Annotated in this window: 12 protein-coding genes; 8 read left to right on the forward strand and 4 right to left on the reverse strand. The window is 37.8% G+C overall.

Going from position 1 to position 18,004, the window contains the following annotated elements:
- The first annotated feature begins 193 nt into the window (after positions 1-193).
- Entirely contained in the window at positions 194-859 is a 666-nt protein-coding gene (locus tag BTO22_RS12305; RefSeq protein ID WP_105055776.1) for a YoaK family protein, read from the forward strand.
- Between the two features lie 110 nt (positions 860-969).
- On the opposite strand, the gene sstT is transcribed toward BTO22_RS12305, so the two are convergent.
- Positions 970-2,214 carry a serine/threonine transporter SstT gene (sstT, locus tag BTO22_RS12310; RefSeq protein WP_105055777.1) on the reverse strand — a complete coding sequence of 415 codons (1,245 nt, stop codon included), beginning with the start codon at positions 2,212-2,214 and terminating at the stop codon, positions 970-972.
- Positions 2,215-2,403: 189 nt separating this feature from the next.
- Here sstT and BTO22_RS12315 point away from each other — a divergent pair, with 189 nt between their 5' ends.
- Positions 2,404-3,348 (forward strand): chemotaxis protein CheV, encoded by a 945-nt coding sequence (locus BTO22_RS12315; protein ID WP_105055778.1) that lies wholly within the window; start codon positions 2,404-2,406, stop codon positions 3,346-3,348.
- A gap of 335 nt (positions 3,349-3,683) precedes the next feature.
- Here BTO22_RS12315 and glgX read toward each other — a convergent pair whose 3' ends face one another.
- The gene (gene glgX / locus BTO22_RS12320; RefSeq protein WP_105055779.1) at positions 3,684-5,639 is read right to left on the reverse strand and encodes a glycogen debranching protein GlgX; all 1,956 of its coding nucleotides are present in this window, start codon (positions 5,637-5,639) and stop codon (positions 3,684-3,686) included.
- Between the two features lie 73 nt (positions 5,640-5,712).
- On the reverse strand, positions 5,713-6,822 hold the full coding sequence (gene malK / locus BTO22_RS12325) for a maltose/maltodextrin ABC transporter ATP-binding protein MalK (RefSeq protein WP_105055780.1): 1,110 nt from the start codon (positions 6,820-6,822) through the stop codon (positions 5,713-5,715).
- Between the two features lie 400 nt (positions 6,823-7,222).
- Here malK and malE point away from each other — a divergent pair, with 400 nt between their 5' ends.
- From malE to BTO22_RS12345, 4 genes are all read left to right on the forward strand, one after another.
- A complete protein-coding gene (gene malE, locus BTO22_RS12330) occupies positions 7,223-8,407 on the forward strand; it encodes a maltose/maltodextrin ABC transporter substrate-binding protein MalE (protein WP_105055781.1) in 1,185 nt (394 codons plus the stop codon).
- A 143-nt stretch (positions 8,408-8,550) separates the two neighbouring features.
- Positions 8,551-10,095, forward strand: a complete 1,545-nt coding sequence (gene malF / locus BTO22_RS12335; RefSeq protein ID WP_105055782.1) for a maltose ABC transporter permease MalF — start codon at positions 8,551-8,553, stop codon at positions 10,093-10,095.
- A gap of 80 nt (positions 10,096-10,175) precedes the next feature.
- Positions 10,176-11,066: a maltose ABC transporter permease MalG gene (malG, locus tag BTO22_RS12340; protein WP_105055783.1), complete on the forward strand. Its 891-nt coding sequence runs from the start codon at positions 10,176-10,178 to the stop codon at positions 11,064-11,066.
- A 438-nt stretch (positions 11,067-11,504) separates the two neighbouring features.
- Positions 11,505-12,698 (forward strand): acetate/propionate family kinase, encoded by a 1,194-nt coding sequence (locus tag BTO22_RS12345; RefSeq protein ID WP_181044685.1) that lies wholly within the window; start codon positions 11,505-11,507, stop codon positions 12,696-12,698.
- Positions 12,699-12,779: 81 nt separating this feature from the next.
- On the opposite strand, the gene BTO22_RS12350 is transcribed toward BTO22_RS12345, so the two are convergent.
- Positions 12,780-14,534, reverse strand: a complete 1,755-nt coding sequence (locus tag BTO22_RS12350; RefSeq protein WP_181044643.1) for an EAL domain-containing protein — start codon at positions 14,532-14,534, stop codon at positions 12,780-12,782.
- A 734-nt stretch (positions 14,535-15,268) separates the two neighbouring features.
- On the opposite strand from BTO22_RS12350, the gene BTO22_RS12355 reads away from it, so the two are divergent.
- Together BTO22_RS12355 and BTO22_RS12360 are read left to right on the forward strand one after the other, a co-directional pair.
- Positions 15,269-16,864 carry an ABC-F family ATPase gene (locus BTO22_RS12355; RefSeq protein WP_105055786.1) on the forward strand — a complete coding sequence of 532 codons (1,596 nt, stop codon included), beginning with the start codon at positions 15,269-15,271 and terminating at the stop codon, positions 16,862-16,864.
- 152 nt (positions 16,865-17,016) lie between these two features.
- Positions 17,017-17,913, forward strand: a complete 897-nt coding sequence (locus BTO22_RS12360; RefSeq protein ID WP_105055787.1) for a helix-turn-helix domain-containing protein — start codon at positions 17,017-17,019, stop codon at positions 17,911-17,913.
- Positions 17,914-18,004 lie beyond the last annotated feature (91 nt).

An 18,004-nucleotide genomic window follows, 5' to 3' on the forward strand; every position in this document is an offset into this window, starting at 1 on the left:
GGTGGTTAAGTGTGAATACAAAAACGCAGATTAGCTTCTATTTACATTTTCAACTCGTTTCGTTAACAAAAATTCTACTCATGCGTTCGCCCTGTTTACTAATCAGTATAGAGTATAATAAATTCTTGCTGAAATTGTATCTTACGCTTACTTGGGTATAGAATAACGCTCTTTACTGGCTAGGTATCGAATCGTGATTTCAAAACTACCTAAATGGGTCGAATACGGCACCTTTTTTCTAGCTCTCTTAGCTGGAATTACTAACTCAGTGGGCTTGCTGGGTTTTCAACATCAGTCAATTTCTCATCTTTCAGGGACGGCAACGTTACTCGGCACACAGTTGCTTAGTTTTAATGAGGAAACATGGCACTTACTTTTTATTATATTTAGCTTCATTTTAGGATCTTCATTAAGCAGCCTTATTGTTGGGTGTACCGCGTTAAAATTAGGGCGCCGTTATAATTTTGCTTTAGTTATTGAAAGTCTATTACTTTTTACAGCGATGTTTGTATTGAATGAAGGTAGTCAATGGGGGCATTATTTCGCTTCTGCTGCATGTGGTTTACAGAATGGTTTAGTAACAACTTATAGCGGGGCAGTCGTCCGAACGACTCATGTTACTGGTGTGCTTACAGACTTAGGTATTATGTTAGGTATGAAACTAAAAGGTGAGCCAATTCATCATCGTCGTTTGGCATTGTACTTATTTATTGCACTTGGTTTTATTTTTGGCGGTGTCATTGGCGGCTATTTCTACCCCTCTTTAGGGATTAATACGCTAGCGATACCTGCTACATTATGTGCGTTACTGGCTCTTTCTTATTCGATTTATTTGTACCAACATAAAGATCATCAATAATACCAATTACATTAATGATCATCTAATTAGTTACATTAGATAATAAATCCCTAAATAAAAAATGGCAGCTAATTTTATCTGCCATTTTTGATTTTATTTCTTAGTATTGATTAAGAATTTGATGTTTGAACTAGTGGCTTATATGGATTGTCTGCTTTACGACAAGCAGCTGTAGTGAACAGAACATCAGTAGAGCTGTTTAGCGCTGTTTCTGCTGAATCCTGAACTACACCAATGATAAAACCGATAGCAACAACTTGCATTGCGACTTCGTTTGGAATACCAAATAGGCTACATGCTAATGGGATAAGTAATAATGAACCGCCAGCAACACCAGATGCACCACATGCAGAAACAGCAGCAACGAGGCTAAGTAATAGAGCCGTTGGTAAATCAACCGCAACGCCTGATGTATGTACTGCTGCAAGTGTAAGTACGGTAATTGTAATTGCAGCACCGGCCATGTTAATTGTCGCACCTAGTGGGATGGATACAGAGTAAGTGTCTTTATGCAGATTTAAACGCTCACATAATGCCATGTTTACTGGAATGTTGGCTGCAGAGCTTCGAGTGAAGAATGCCGTTACACCACTTTCACGTAAGCATAAGAAAACAAGTGGGTATGGATTACGTTTTGTACGAATAAACACAATTAGTGGGTTTACAACTAACGCAATAATTGCCATTGAACCAAGTAGAACCGCGAGTAGGTGAGAGTAGCTTGCTAATGCATCAAAACCAGTCTCAGCAAAGGTACTTGCTACAAGACCAAAAATACCAATTGGAGCGAACCGGATAACGACCGTTACAATGTTTGAAATACAGTTTGAAAGGTCAATAAACACTTTTTTTGTTGCATCAGATGCAGAGTGTAGACCTAAACCAAGAGCAATCGCCCAGGCTAAGATACCAATAAAGTTGCCAGTCATTAAAGCATTGATTGGATTATCAATGATTTTGAATAATAAGGTATAAAGAACTTCCATAATGCCTTCAGGCGCACTATTGGTTGCAGCGTCAGTGACTAGAGATAAAGTGGTTGGAAAAATAAAACTCATAGTAACGGCAGTTAGTGACGCACAAAAAGTACCAACCAAATATAAAACCACGACAGGTTTCATGTTTGAGTCTTGGCCTCGTTTTTGGTTAGCAATAGAGGATGCAACAAGAATGAATACAAGAATAGGAGCGACCGCTTTTAGGGCACTAACAAATAATTGACCAAAAAGACCAGCAGAAACAGCGGTTTCTGGTGATAGCGTGGCTAGTGCGACACCGGCGACAATACCAATTAAAATTTGTATAACGATGTTTGTATTCATCATACGAACGAGTAAAGGTTGGGCTTGCGGCATATTAAATTCCTTTAATTTAGTACAACATGCATCTTATCTGATGCTTATGCGAAAGATAGTAACATTATTGTCTATTTTTTTGCACTAACTTGTTAAAGACTTCTAGAAAAATGCCGATAATATATTAACGTGTTACAGAAATAATTGCTGGTGATAATATCGGCAATGACAATCAAATGAGTGATGATTATGAGTGAAATGTTAAATAGTGTTGATCAGCGAACCCAACTCGTGGGTGAAAATAGATTGGAATTGTTGCTTTTTAAGCTAAACACCACTCAAATTTTTGCGATTAATGTTTTTAAAGTAAAAGAAATATTAAAAGTCCCTAAGTTAACTAAGCTGCCGGGCTCTCATTATCATATTTCTGGAGTTGCGAGTTTACGTGGTGAATCTGTGCCTGTTATTGATTTGCGTGGTGCTATTGGTATGAAGCCAATGGGTAATGATGAAGAAAGCACCCTAATTGTTACTGAATATAATCGTACAACCCAAGGTTTTTTGGTTGGGCAAGTCCAGAATATTATTAATACCACATGGGCTGATATTCAGCCGCCACCAAAAACGGTAGGACGCCATAACTTTCTTACTGCAATTACTCAAGTTGAGATTGAACCAAATACCACGCGAATTGTTGAAATTATTGATGTAGAAAAAGTATTAGCTGAGATTATTGAATACGATATTTCAATTTCTGAAGGTGTATTAAACCAAGAATTGGTTAGTCATATGCATGGGCGTAAAGTGCTTATCGTTGACGATTCAAGTACGGCACGAACTCAAGTCAGAAATACATTACAACAACTTGGTCTTGAAGTGATTGAGCGAAGTGATGGACGCCAAGCGCTTGATCTTTTAAAAGGGTGGTGTGATGAAGGTAAAGTGGTTAATGATGAGATTTTATTAATGATCACCGATGCTGAAATGCCAGAAATGGATGGTTATAGACTGACTCATGAAATCAGAAATGATCCTAGAATGAATGATTTGTTTATTACGTTAAATACCTCGTTAAGTGGCAGTTTTAATGATGCAATGGTTCAAAAAGTAGGATGTGATCGTTTTATTTCTAAGTTTCAGCCTGATCTCATTGTCGGTGTTGTGCAGGAAAGGCTAGCTCAAATTATTTCGTAATCTTATTCGTTTTATATCCTACGAAGTTATTTACATCATCATAATGTGGGTGAATCTATGCCGAATGTGATAATCTTGTTATTTCTTGGTGTGGATTTAATGGTTATGTTACATTGATGCACTAAGAGCAAGACGCTTTGTCTTTTACACACCATGTTATAAGGTAGATTGTTCGTATATGATCTGGATTACATCCAAGCTAATAATTACGCTGACGGTTTTAGCGTATAGAACATATCACAAAGGACGTGTAAAATCTGAAGCTGGGCTAGACTAGCTTAGTGGAGAACAAAAGGAGGCTTAATTGCCTCCTTTTTTATTGGTATAACCTTTCTTTATTCAGCATTAAATATGGCAATAGACAACGGCGATAGGCTGTAATCAAAAACAGCATGTTTTGGTGTTATTTGAGTATGCTGGGTATTACACACTAAAGCCCAACGAGAATATTGTTTTGGATTTGGTAACTCAAAACGAGTCGGTATATTTGATTGGTTTATTAAGATAAGTAATTCTTTAGTCCCATCATATATATTGAGATGAAGACATAAAGACTCAGCACCGTGCCAATTTGCATGAGTCATATTATTGCCTTCTGAGGTGTACCAAGCGACTTTTTGCTTGGCTCTACTTGTGCCACTAAATGCATTAATGACTGGTACCATATGAGTTTGTCTTGCTTGTATCATCTCTGATAACCAGCGTTTAAACTCTAGAGCCGTTTTATCTAAATTCCAATTAACCCAACTAATATTACTGTCTTGACAGTAAGCATTGTTATTGCCTTGCTGACTGTGTGAGCAAGCATCTGCCGCTAAAAGATGAGGGATACCAAAACTAAATAGTAAAGTTGTCATCATATTACGTTTTTGCTTTTCACGCATGGCAATGATTCTTGGGTTATCCGTTGGACCCTCAATGCCATAGTTATCAGAGCGATTATCGCCATGCCCATCGCGGTTTTCTTCGCCATTGGAAAGGTTATGGCGCTCTTTGTAACTAACAAGATCTTGAAGTGTAAACCCATCATGATAACTGACATAATTAACAGGCAGTTTATGAGGCCAACGAGAGGCACTCACTAGATCGCGAGATCCCATTAAACGCGTTGCTATCGATTTTAAGTAGTTCTGCTCACCACGCCAAAAACTTTTTGTTGTGTCGCGGTATTTATCGCTGCACTCATTCCAACCATCAGGAAACTGACCGACTTGATAACCGTTAGGGCCTATATCCCATGGCTCTGCGATCAGTTTTATTTTTTGAAGAACAGGATCTTGGGCTACAGCTTTGAAGAAAGCGTTGTTCGGAGTAAATTGATCGTATTCACGGCCTAATGTTGCCGCTAAATCAAATCTGAATCCATCGATATGGTATTGTTCAACCCAATAACGCAGAGTATCCATGACTAGATTTAGGCTTGGTTGATGAGTAATATCTAGCGTATTTCCACATCCAGTATAATTTGTATATTTACCGTGATGGTGCAAATAATAATCTTGGTCTAAGCCTTTTAGATTAAAGGTGACTCCGCCATCTCCACCTTCAGCAGTATGGTTATATACCACGTCGAGAATGACTTCGATATTGTTTTTATGAAGCTCTCTGATGGCTGTTTTTAATTCTGTGACAGCATCATTACGCGCATAACGTGGGTCGGGTGCCATAAATGAAATGGGGTTATAGCCCCAGTAGTTCACCATGTTCATTTCAAGTAAATGAGGCTCATGCATACAAGCAGCAACAGGAAGTAACTGAACGCTTGTAATACCTTGGTGTTTTAAGTGTGCGATGTTGGCAGGATCAGCCAACCCAAGGTAAGTTCCTCTTACTTTTTCATCTACTTTCGAATTTAATAGAGTAAACCCTTTTACGTGAGTTTCTAATAAAATGGTTTCGGAGCGAGGGACCTTTGGTCTTGATGTATCTTGCCAATCAAAAGAATCATCAACGACAAGAGATTGCGCTAAAGTCCAGCTTTGTTCCGCTGTATAAGGAACATTATAATGAGGGGTATGTTTTAAGGCTTTACTGTATGGATCAAGTAAAAGTAGCTCTTCCTTCCCTTGAATTATTTTAAAACCATAAGCGGTGTCTTTAGTGATATTGTCAATGAAGGTATATTTAATTGAGCCATATTCTTCAGTGAATGGATGTTCTTTATGGGTCCCATCTTCATTAAATATAATTAATGAGAGAGGAAATGAAGACGAATGATGGACTGAAAAATTACATCCACCGGGAGTTAATGTCGCCCCTAGAGGGTACGGGAAAGCATGATGTGTGTTCACAATATTCCTCTTACTGAATAAACAACAAAACCCCAATTCATTGTTGGGCTTTTTTATAAATGAGTAATGTCAGTTAAGCGCCAGCTTCTTTATAGAGCCTTTGGCATGCTTTTCCATCACCATGGAATAAATGGCAACGGTGTGCAGGTATTCCCACAGAGAAGGCGTCACCAGCCTCAATTAATGCAGTATCAGGGACACGGTATATCATATCGGCATCGGCATCTTCAATTGTTAAATAAATTTGTGTTTCATATCCCAATTTTTCAACAACAAGCACTTCGCCTTTAATTACGGTATCTCCATTTTCGGCAGAGACTAAGTGTTCAGGGCGTATGCCTAGTGACATTCTTTCTCCACGAGTGACGTGCGTACCATCAACAGGAACCCAGAATGAAGTTCCATTTTTGAATTGTACTTTTACTTGATCTTTTTCAACATCTTCGATGAATACACTAATAAAATTCATTTTTGGAGACCCAATAAATCCAGCGACAAAGCGGTTTTTTGGGTAATGATACAACTCTAATGGAGCACCAACTTGAGAAACATAACCGCCATCTAGCACGACAATTTTTTCAGCCATTGTCATTGCTTCAACCTGATCATGAGTAACATAAATCATGGTGCAGTTTAGTTTTTTATGAAGCTTAGCGATTTCGATACGCATTTGCACTCGTAATGCGGCATCTAAGTTAGATAAAGGCTCGTCAAGAAGAAAAACGTCTGGTTGAGACACCAGAGTACGGCCAATAGCCACACGTTGACGTTGCCCTCCAGAAAGCGCTTTTGGTTGGCGTTCTAATAAGTGACCAAGTTGCAGGATATCAGCCGCGTGATCGACGCGTTTTTTGATCTCGGCTTTGTCGGCTTTAGCGAGTTTAAGACCAAACGACATGTTATCGAATAAGTTTAAATGTGGATAAAGCGCATATGATTGGAAGACCATACCAACACCACGTTTAGAAGGCTCAACATCATTCATGCGTTTGTCACCCATGTATAAATCGCCTGATGTAATGTCTTCTAAGCCAGCAATACAACGTAATAACGTTGATTTACCGCAACCTGATGGACCAACAAATACAACAAACTCACCTGAGTTGATTTCTAAATCTACATTTTTCGATATTTTAACGTCGCCATAGGATTTGCAAACGTTGCGTAAAGTGACACTCGTCATTGTGTCCATCCTCTATTTTAATTTTAAATAATAGTAGCTATTCGCTTTATGGTGCCATTCTTCAGTAAAAAGGGCATTACGTCATCCTCCTCCTCCCTCTTTTTTTTGGGGGAGTAGGGGGGAGGAGTACCTAGGTCACGTTTTTAATAAATAGCGATGGAGTTCAAAGTTTTTTTAAATTTCAATGTGATATTGGTCTCATTTTGCGTTTGTTTTGTGAGGTGGGACAATGCATATTCTGATTGAGATCACGGTTTTCACCGCATGTTAAAAGGGCGTAGGGAGTAGGAGGATGAACTTAGGGGATTTATTCATGAAAATACACCATGAAAACTGAATCATCACCAATTTTTATTTCAACCCTACGGATGATTCGCTAATTATAAAGGAAGGATTCACAATGAAAAAAGTCCTCAGCACTGTCGCGCTATGCACAATGGCAGCTTTTGGTTCAATTAACGCTTCTGCAGCAATCGAAGAAGGTCAACTTACTATTTGGGTAACTGGCGATAAATCTTATGAAGGTATGGCTGAAGTAGGTAAACGATTCGAAGAAGATACTGGCATTAAGGTGACCGTTGCTTTCCCTGATAAAGCGGAAGAGAAGTTTGCTCAAGTTGCAGCCGCTGGTGATGGTCCAGATATGATCTTTTATGCGCATGATCGTTTTGGTGGGTTTGCAGAAGCGGGTCTACTTGCTGAAATTAAGCCATCTGAAGAACTGAAATCTGAAATCGTAGATTTTGCATGGGATGCTGTATCTTACAAAGGCAAAACCATCGCTTACCCAATCGCGATTGAATCTGTGTCATTAATTTATAATAAAGCAATCATTAAAACACCGCCAAAAAATTGGGAAGATATTCCAGCATTAGATAAAGAACTAATGACTAAAAACCAAAAAGCAATCATGTGGCCTTTACGTGGTGGTGCTTACTTTACATGGCCTCTACTTGCTGCTGATGGCGGATATGCCTTTAAGAAAACGGCAGACGGTTATGATATTAAGAACGCAGGAGTGAACCAAAAAGGGGTTCAAGATGCGATGGGCTTTATTGAGAAAATGGTAAAAGATAAGACCATTTCTGCAGATATGGATTACTCAGTTGCTGAATCTGAATTTGTGAAAGGCAATGTTGCAATGATGATTAATGGTCCTTGGGGCTGGGCAAACATTGAGAAAGCAGGTATCGACTATGGCGTAACAACCTTGCCTAAATTCCACGGTCAAGCATCTAAACCATTTGTTGGGGTTTGGGTTGGTGGTATTAGTGCTGTTTCTCCAAACAAAGATCTTGCTGTTGAATTTTTTGAAAGCTACCTACTTACAGATGAAGGTCTAAAAAGTCTGAATGATGATAAGCCGCTTGGTGCTGTAGCTTTAAATTCATACCAAGCACAATTAGGTAATGATCCTCGTATCGCAGCAACAATGGATAATGCAATGAATGGTGAAATTATGCCAAACATTCCACAGTTCACAACGTTCTGGTACAGCATGGAAGAAGCATTAGGTAATGTGGTTGATGGTCGTCAAATGATTAATGACGCACTGGCAGCTGCAGAACAACGTATGACCAAGTAATAAATATAGAAAAGAGGGGAGGTATTTTTTCCCTCTTTTAATATTAAAACAAAACTATCTTATCGACATATACCCACTGAGTAAGTTTGTTACCTCATTAATTGACTTACTAGGTTGGTATTTTAAAAAAGGTCTTGGAGCTTATGACAACAGCAGTCGCTTCGCATTCAAATTATAAATCATTAGCAAAATGGGGACTATTGTCTGCTATTGCTGCGATCAATGGTTATGTTTGCGTACTTATGTATTCTCGTGGTGAAACTGCATTTGCAATGTTAACTCTCGTGTTAACATCGTTAGCCGTTTATGTATTTGGTAGTAAGAAAACGTACGCTCATAGATATACCTTTCCTGGTATTGCAGGCATGATTCTATTCATTATTTTTCCACTAGTTTATACCGTTGGACTCGCATTCACGAACTATAGCGCTACGAACCAAGTGACATTAGAACGAGCGCAAACGGTTCATCTATCAAAAACATTTCAAAGTGGAAAGAGCTATAAATTTCAACTGATGAATCAGGGAAATGGTTATGCACTAACCATCAAAGACTCAGGTGGGTTGTTAGCGACAGAAACGTTTAATTTAACTGAGGCTATTGAGCGTAATCTGATCTTAACGCCTGTTGATTCTGTTAAAGGTAAAAAAGCGACAATTAAGCAAATTATCGGTAAACGCCCAAATTTAAATTTAATTACTTTATCTTTACCATCTGGTGGTGAGATTCAAATGAGTGGATTGCGTAAATTTGCAGCGGTAGCGCCACTGTTTGTTTTACAAGAAGACGATGAAACGCTTTATAACAATAAAACTGAAACTTATTTTAAAGCTAACCATGAAACAGGCTTCTATCAAGAAGTGAACGATAATGATGTTTTCATTGGTGATCCAATTTCTCCTGGTTTTGTTGTAAATGTGGGTGCTGCTAACTTTGAACGAATTTGGAAAGATGACGGAATTAAAGAACCTTTTATTAGCATCTTTATCTGGACGGTTATTTTTGCAACTTGTACCGTGGTATTTACTTTGGCAATAGGCTTAGTGCTAGCTGCTGTTGTGCAATGGGAAGAACTTAAAGGGCGTGCTGTTTATCGTCTTCTATTAATTCTCCCTTATGCGGTACCTGCATTTATCTCTATTTTGATTTTTCGTGGTCTTTTTAACCAAAGCTTCGGTGAAATAAATATGTTACTTGATAGCATGTTTGGTATTCAGCCTAATTGGTTCTCTGACCCATTTACTGCCAAAACAATGGTATTAATTGTGAATACATGGCTTGGTTTCCCTTACATGATGATTCTATGTATGGGGCTATTGAAATCGATTCCAGAAGATCTTTATGAAGCATCAGCGATTGATGGTGCAGGGCCAATTCAAAACTTCTTCAAAATCACAGTACCAATGATGGTTAAGCCATTAACACCGTTACTGATAGCTGCATTTGCCTTTAATTTCAATAACTTCGTAATGATTGCGTTATTGACAAAAGGTGGCCCAAATATGATTGGAACCACAGAACCAGCAGGTTATACGGATTTATTAGTAAGTTATACGTATCGAATCGCGTTTGAGGGCAGTGGTGGTCAAGACTTCGGTTTAGCAAGTGCAATTGCAACACTTATTTTCTTATTGGTTGGTGGCTTAGCGTTATTGAACCTACGTTTCACCAAATTATCAAATAACTAAATTAATACTAGTTAAGTAGCTATCTATGAAGAATATTGTATTTAGCTACTTGCATATTGAATAAATAAGGATTCATTGATATGGCAATGGTTCAAGGAAAAAACTTAAAGTACCGTGTTTGGGCTACTCATATAGCAATGTGGATATTTTTAGCAATGATAATATTCCCATTATTAATGGTTATTACTATTTCATTCCGTGAAGGTAACTTTGCAACAGGTAGCATAATTCCTGAAAACCCATCACTAGAGCATTGGAAGTTAGCATTAGGAATAGCAGTAGAACACGCTGACGGCTCTACAACTCAACCTCCGTTTCCTGTTCTCACTTGGTTATGGAATTCAGTAAAAGTTGCTGCGATTAGCTCAGTTTTAATCGTTGCGTTATCAACAACCAGTGCATATGCGTTTGCTCGACTACGTTTTAAAGGAAAAGAAACTATACTCAAAGGAATGATGATTTTCCAAATGTTCCCAGCGGTACTGGCGCTTGTGGCTTTATATGCTTTGTTTGATAAATTAGGTCAGTACATTCCGTTTTTAGGATTAAATACACACGGTGGACTTGTTTTTGCTTATCTTGGTGGTATTGCATTGCATGTTTGGACGATTAAAGGCTACTTTGAAACCATTGATAACTCATTAGAGGAAGCGGCGGCATTAGATGGTGCGACACCATGGCAAGCATTTCGTTTAGTATTGTTACCATTATCTGTGCCAATCTTGGCAGTGGTCTTCATTTTGTCATTTATTGGTGTAATTACAGAGGTTCCAGTAGCATCTTTACTACTTTCTGATGTAAACTCATACACATTAGCAGTAGGTATGCAACAATATTTATACCCTCAGAACTACTTATGGGGTGATTTTGCGGCCGCTGCGGTATTATCAGCATTGCCTATTACATTGGTTTTCCTACTTGCTCAGAAGTTCCTTGTGGGTGGTTTGACAGCCGGTGGTGTAAAAGGATAACGATAATTATACGGACCCGACACATTTTGGGCAGGGTCCATTTGCGTGAAGAGCTTTATGATGGTTTGGTCGCCGATCGGTAAAGTGTTCAGCGCAGTATTGGCATTACGCATAGCTGGGTAAGTGTTGCAGGATGCGACATTACTTCTTGTAATCAGAGCCTGAGTATTATCACTCAGGCTTTTTTCTGTTTGTTATTTACTCTATTGGTATAAATTTCCGATTAGTTTCTTCCGTGTACTTTGTACTTTTTTGAATTGAGATTTAGGACAGATAGCAGCCTATATTTGCTAATGTTGATCTAGAATAAAGAATTGACAAATAAAATATGAATAAATAAAAACAAAAGTTGAATAATTAAAAAAAAGTTGAATAATGGGAGTGTTACAAAAGGCACAAATATATGTGTAACCTACAGTTTATAAAAAGAGAATAATGATGAACAACGAATACGTATTAGTTATCAATTCAGGCAGCTCTTCACTAAAGTTTGCTGTTATCGATACTGCTTCTGGTGATGCAGTGTTAAGCGGGTTGGGTGAGTGCTTTGGTCTGGAAGATGCTCGTATGAGCTGGAAGTATCAAGGACAGAAAACGGAAATCGCCATTGAAGGCGAAGAAAATCACCATAAAATAGCCATTGGTAAATTAGTGGGCTTAACTGAAGAATTGGGTTTTACTGATGGCATCGTTGCTATTGGTCACCGTATTGTTCATGGTGGTGAGAAATTCACGCAAACAGTTCGAATTTCTGAAGAAGTAACAAAAGAGATTGAGAGCCTATCTGATTTAGCGCCATTACATAACCCTGCTGGCGCTATCGGTATCCGAGCAGCTGTTGAAGCCTTTCCTTCTCTTCCTCAATTTGCTGTATTTGATACAGCGTTTCACCAAACTATGCCAAAACGTGCATACACAGGTGCTATTGCTAAAGAGCTATATACTGATTTTGGTGTACGTCGTTACGGTTTCCACGGTACAAGTCACTATTTCGTAAGCCGTGAAGCTGCGAAAATGATTAACAAGCCAATTGAAGAATCTAGCTTTATCTCTGTTCACCTAGGTAATGGTGCATCGGTTTGTGCAATTAAAGACGGTAACAGTGTTGATACCTCAATGGGCTTCACACCGCTTTCTGGCCTTATGATGGGCACACGTTGTGGTGACTTAGACCCAGGTATCATCGAGTACCTACTTAAAAAAGGTTGGTCACAAGAGCAAGTATTTAACTCTCTAAATAAAGAGTCTGGTTTCTTAGGTGTGTCCGGCCTAACAAGTGATGCACGTGGTATCCTTGAGGCAATGGAAGAAGGCCATGAGGGGGCGACATTAGCATTCCAAGTGTTCACATACCGTGTAGCTAAGTACGTTGCTTCTTACCTAGCAGCGTTAGATTCTCTTGATGGTATTATTTTTACTGGTGGTATCGGTGAGAACTCATTACCAATCCGTCGTGAAATCTTAAACAATCTTAAAATTCTAGGATTTGTTGAAGATGTTGCAGGTAACGAAGGTGCTCGTTTTGGCGCTGATGGTGTTATTGCTAAATCTGAAATGCTAAATGCAGTGGCAATGGTTATACCAACCAACGAAGAATTTGTGATCGCTCAGCAATCGGTTGAACTTTTATAACCGTTTTATAACTTATTCAATTGATAAAAAGGCTCAAATTGTAGTTTGAGCCTTTTTTATTTCTCAAAAATAGAGAATAAGTTAACTTGCTTTTAACGTCTCATATTCACTATTTTTTAGTTCTGCTAAGTAATCCGCTAATGGGCGTGGCTTTGCTATTCCATAGCCTTGTCCGTAAGTGATCCCAAGAGGCTCTAAAATTTCAACGTGTTCTTGAGTTTCAACAAACTCAGCGACTGTTTCAAGTTTCATTTCTTTGGCTATTGTTGCAATTGAACTTACGATTAAGCGATCCGTTTCATTTGTTGGTAATTCTTTAATAAATGAACCATCAATTTTTAAAACATCTAATGGTAAGGTACGTAAATATGCAAAACTAGCATAGCCTGTACCAAAATCATCAAGAGCGATTTTACTGCCTGCTTCTCGCAATATATTCAATGTATCAATTGCTTGCTGTTCATTTTGTAAAGCGGATGATTCTGTTATTTCGAAACAAATACGAGATAATGGAATATTATGTTTATTTGCACTTAAAATAATAGAATGTGCAAGACTAGGTAAACCAAGTGATTTTGCCGTTAGATTGATGGCACATTTTTCTATTTTTCCCCAATCATCGACCATTAAATCAAGCATTTTAAACGTATTTTTTACAACCCAAGAATCCAATTTAGTTTCTAAACTAAACTGATTGATTAATGGGAAAAATTCAGCAGGTGGGATCTGTTCCCCTGTTTCTGATTTAATGCGAAGTAATACCTCAAAACTATGACTCTTTGCTGTTTTGTCTGATAAATTTAGATAAGGCTGGCAGTGGAGTTCAAAATGATTATTTTTAAATACACCTTGTATAAAACTCAACTTGCATATTTTATAAATTGGCGTTGGTTGTACGTCGACCCAATTGGTTGAAACTGAAACTAAAGGAGGCTGCTCACATAAGATCGAAACTGCCATTTCAATATCATTATCATTAGATATTTTTGCACAATGCAATGTAGGATCAACTAAAGTAATAGAGGAACCTTCCCAAAAAAACTGGAATTTCTTTAAGTATCGCGCTAAATACTTTAGCTCATCTTTAATGTCGTGTGATAAAGGGATAAAACTTAATAACCCCGTATTAAAAGGTGGGCGATAAAAATTACTCATGCCTTGGTCTCTTGCACTTAAATACAAACTTAATTGTTGGATAAGATGAGAACGGCCTGCATGACCGATGTCACTAACCGTGGTCAGCGTTGGTGTGATATCAAGATAAATAAGAACAGAGGTTCTTATATGTGATAAATCGTCTTTCAGTTGGGTGATATTATATAGTCCAGTGTAAGGATCTATACGTTCATTTAAGATTTGTTTTTGGGTTAATTCATAATTTTTAATGTTATGGCTAGCTAATAAATAGGCTAAAGCGGTAATTACGGATAAAACAACGAATAAACCATAGAAATTAGCATCTATGTTTTGAGATAAATTAACTCGGGTAACGCTATCAAAAACCATCATTAAAATGACAACCGCAGCCATAATGAGAGGTCGAATAAACCCATGTTTGCCAAAGCCAACAATAATGAGAACTAATAGAAAAAAGCATAATGAGTTTAGAAGGAGTGGATCTGGCTGAGTGACTGCAATTAGCATTAATAAGGTACAAGTTAATAACCATATTTTGTAACTTTTATCGTTATCTGAAGAATTACGCATATCACGATCAAGAGTTTTATACTCTTTTAAACTTTTTTCGTTAAATTGGCTAACGGCAAAAATAAGTACCGGCGAGATCAGACTTTGAGTAAGAAAAGATCCTAAAACAGAATAAGATAAAAAGTCCATGCTTGGTGCTATTTGATCGCCAATAAAACGAACCCAAAGTAAGAGCAATGAGTTGGATATAGGGAAGCAGCAGCAGAAGATTATAAAATATAAGCCAATTTTTTTAGATATTGGATAGTCGTTAAAACGCTTACTAATGGTATTAAAAAGTAGTGCGAAGACATAAGGAAGAGAGGGAAGTATCAAAGAAAAAAGAAGGGTAACTCCAATTTCTTTACCTGCAAAATAATAGTGTAAAAAAAGGCCACTAATTATACCAACTAAAGCTCGATTGCCGTAGCAGATAAAGCTAACAGCCATCACTGAACTGACAATAGAAATGGTAGGGAAATGCTCAGGTTCTATAACAAAAGCTTTTGAGATAATAAAGCTTATTAAAATAGCACATACAAAAGTGAGTGACCGTTGAAGATGTTTAATTAATATTGTCGAGGGCATGATTATCGGTAGTTCAACCAAAGTAGAGTGGCGCGGATAATATCAGATTTTTATTTTTTACAGCTAACACTTATTTAAGATATTTTATCTTGTATAAGGTTATATGACATAAAGCACAGAACTTGATTAGATGAGCTTTAAATCCAACAAAAATGCTAGCTAAGCTATTGAAAAGAATAAAGCAGAATAAAAAGTGATGTAAATCACAAATGCTGCTATAATTGGCGAAAATTTGAAAAGCTGGACATATGGGCCAGTTTTTTTATGTCTATTTGAATAACTAATTGGAATGTACTGTGCTAACGACTGCTAACATCACAATGCAATTTGGCGATAAGCCACTTTTTGAAAATATTTCTGTTAAGTTTGGTAACGGTAACCGCTACGGTTTAATCGGCGCGAACGGCTGTGGTAAATCTACCTTTATGAAGATTTTAGGTGGTGAGTTAGAACAGTCTGGCGGTACAGTTTCAACAGATCCAAATGAACGTATGGCTAAGTTAGGCCAAGATCAGTTTGCATTTGAAGAATACACAGTAATCGATACTGTTATCATGGGTCATAAAGAACTGTGGAAAGTAAAAGAAGAGCGTGACCGTATTTACTCTTTACCTGAAATGTCAGATGAAGATGGTATGCGTGTTGGTGATTTAGAAACTGAATTCGCAGAGATGGATGGCTACTCAGCAGAAGCTCGTGCGGGTGAACTTCTATTAGGCTTAGGTCTTCCTGAATCACAACATTTTGGTTTAATGAGCGAAGTTGCTCCAGGTCTTAAAGTTCGTGTTCTTTTAGCACAAGTTCTGTTCGCAGAACCAGATATCATGCTTCTTGATGAACCAACGAACAACTTGGACATGCACACCATTGCGTGGTTAGAAGACGTTCTTCTGGCTCGTAACTGCACAATGATCATCATCTCGCATGACCGTCATTTCTTAAACGCAGTATGTACACACATGGCTGATGTAGATTACGGCGATATTTGTCTGTTCCCTGGTAACTACGACGAATACATGACTGCAGCAACGCAAGCTCGTGAACAACTTCAAGCAGATAACGCTAAGAAGAAAGCGCAAATTGCTGACTTACAAACGTTCGTAAGCCGCTTCTCTGCAAACGCATCAAAAGCAAAACAAGCAACGTCTCGTCAGAAACGTCTGGATAAAATTGAACTAACAGAGATTAAAGCATCTAGCCGTCAATCTCCGTTCATTCGTTTTGACCAAGAAAAACCACTTTTCCGTAATGCATTAGAAGTAGAAGGTCTAAAACAAGGTTACGGCGAAAACATTTTAATCAATGGTGTAAACCTAATGGTTGAAGTGGGTGAGCGCATTGCAATCATCGGTGAAAATGGTATCGGTAAATCAACGTTCCTAAATACGTTAGCGGGCGAGATGGAACCAATGTCAGGCATGGTGAAGTGGTCTGAAAATAACAACATCGGTTTTTACGCACAAGATCACGGTCATGATTTTGCTGAAGATTTAAATCTATTAGATTGGATGGGCCAGTGGAAACAAGAAGGCGATGACGAACAAGTTGTTCGCGGTATTCTTGGCCGTATGCTTTTCTCTCAAAGTGATATTAAGAAATCAGTAAAAGTGATTTCTGGTGGTGAGCAAGGTCGTATGTTATTTGGCAAGTTAATTATGCAAAAGCCAAACATCCTATTAATGGATGAACCAACAAACCACATGGATATGGAATCAATCGAAGCATTGAACTTGGCACTTGAGAACTACAAAGGTACATTAATGTTTGTATCTCATGACCGTCAGTTTGTATCTTCAATTGCAACACGCATCATCGAAATTACAAAAGATGGCGTAAACGATTTCCACGGTACTTACGAAGAGTACCTAGCAAAACAAGGTCTAAAAGGCTAATTTAGCTAATAAATCCTGATAGAAATCTATATGGCAGCTTATTTATAAGCTGCCATTTTTTATGCTTGTATTATTTATTAACTATTGTACTTTATGGCAAGTACCTATATTTAATATAAGCGATTACCTACTTTAATGGTCGGAGAATAGTAATGTCAGCAGATATCGATAATGATAAAACGTTCAATCGAATCGATACTATTTTGGCGTATATCCATCAAAATATGGATAGCCCATTATCTGTTGAACTACTGGCAGAGATGAGCTGTTGGTCTCGGTGGCAATTACAACGTGTATTTTTAAATCATACTGGAATGAATGTGGCTCAATACGTACGAGAGCAACGTTTAAGTATGGCTGCGCTTGAGGTTTTAAATAAAAAATATCGAATGTTAGATATTGCCTATTTATATGGTTTTACCTCAGAGATAGCCTTTAGTCGTTCTTTTAAACAGTATTTTAAAATGTCACCACGAGAGTACCAAAAACAAGGTAAGAAAGTTGGTATTCGTAAGCCTTTTCTAAAAAGTAAAAGCCAAACAGAGATCCAAGGCTCTGGTTTTTATCAAGTACGTTTAGAGTATAGAGAGAGCTTTACGTTAACGGGGCTACCAACTAGGTTGCAAGGTTTGCTTTCTGATGTACCAGATTTTTTAGATAAGGTTCCTCAAGTATGGCAAGAGCTTGATGACTATTTGACGCAAATGTCTTCAACCCCAAAAAGTAAATATGGCGTCATTGATACTCGAAATGATACCGAGTCTTTAATTTACTGGGCAGGAATTATTGAAGATGAACATTTATCCCCAGAGTTAATGTTACTAAGTAAAAGTGTATCACGTATCATAATTCCATCTCAAGAATATGCGGTTCTCCCTTATATCGGGCCTTCAAGTGGTTTAGCGAAGTCCGTTGAATGGTTGATCTCAGAATGGCTACCGTTATCTGGTCATCAAGGCATTGAAGGTTTTGATCTTGAAATTTACCAGCAAAATACTAATGAAGAAATTATTGATGTTGAGTATTGGTTGCCAATTCGAAATCTGTAGCTGTTGTTATAAATCAATTTATCAGTAAAAATTTTATTTCATGCCCCAAATTGTTAACTTTAGATAAAATAAATCATTATACTCATGCGCA

This window comes from Aliivibrio sifiae (assembly GCF_002954705.1).
GTDB lineage: Bacteria > Pseudomonadota > Gammaproteobacteria > Enterobacterales > Vibrionaceae > Aliivibrio > Aliivibrio sifiae_A.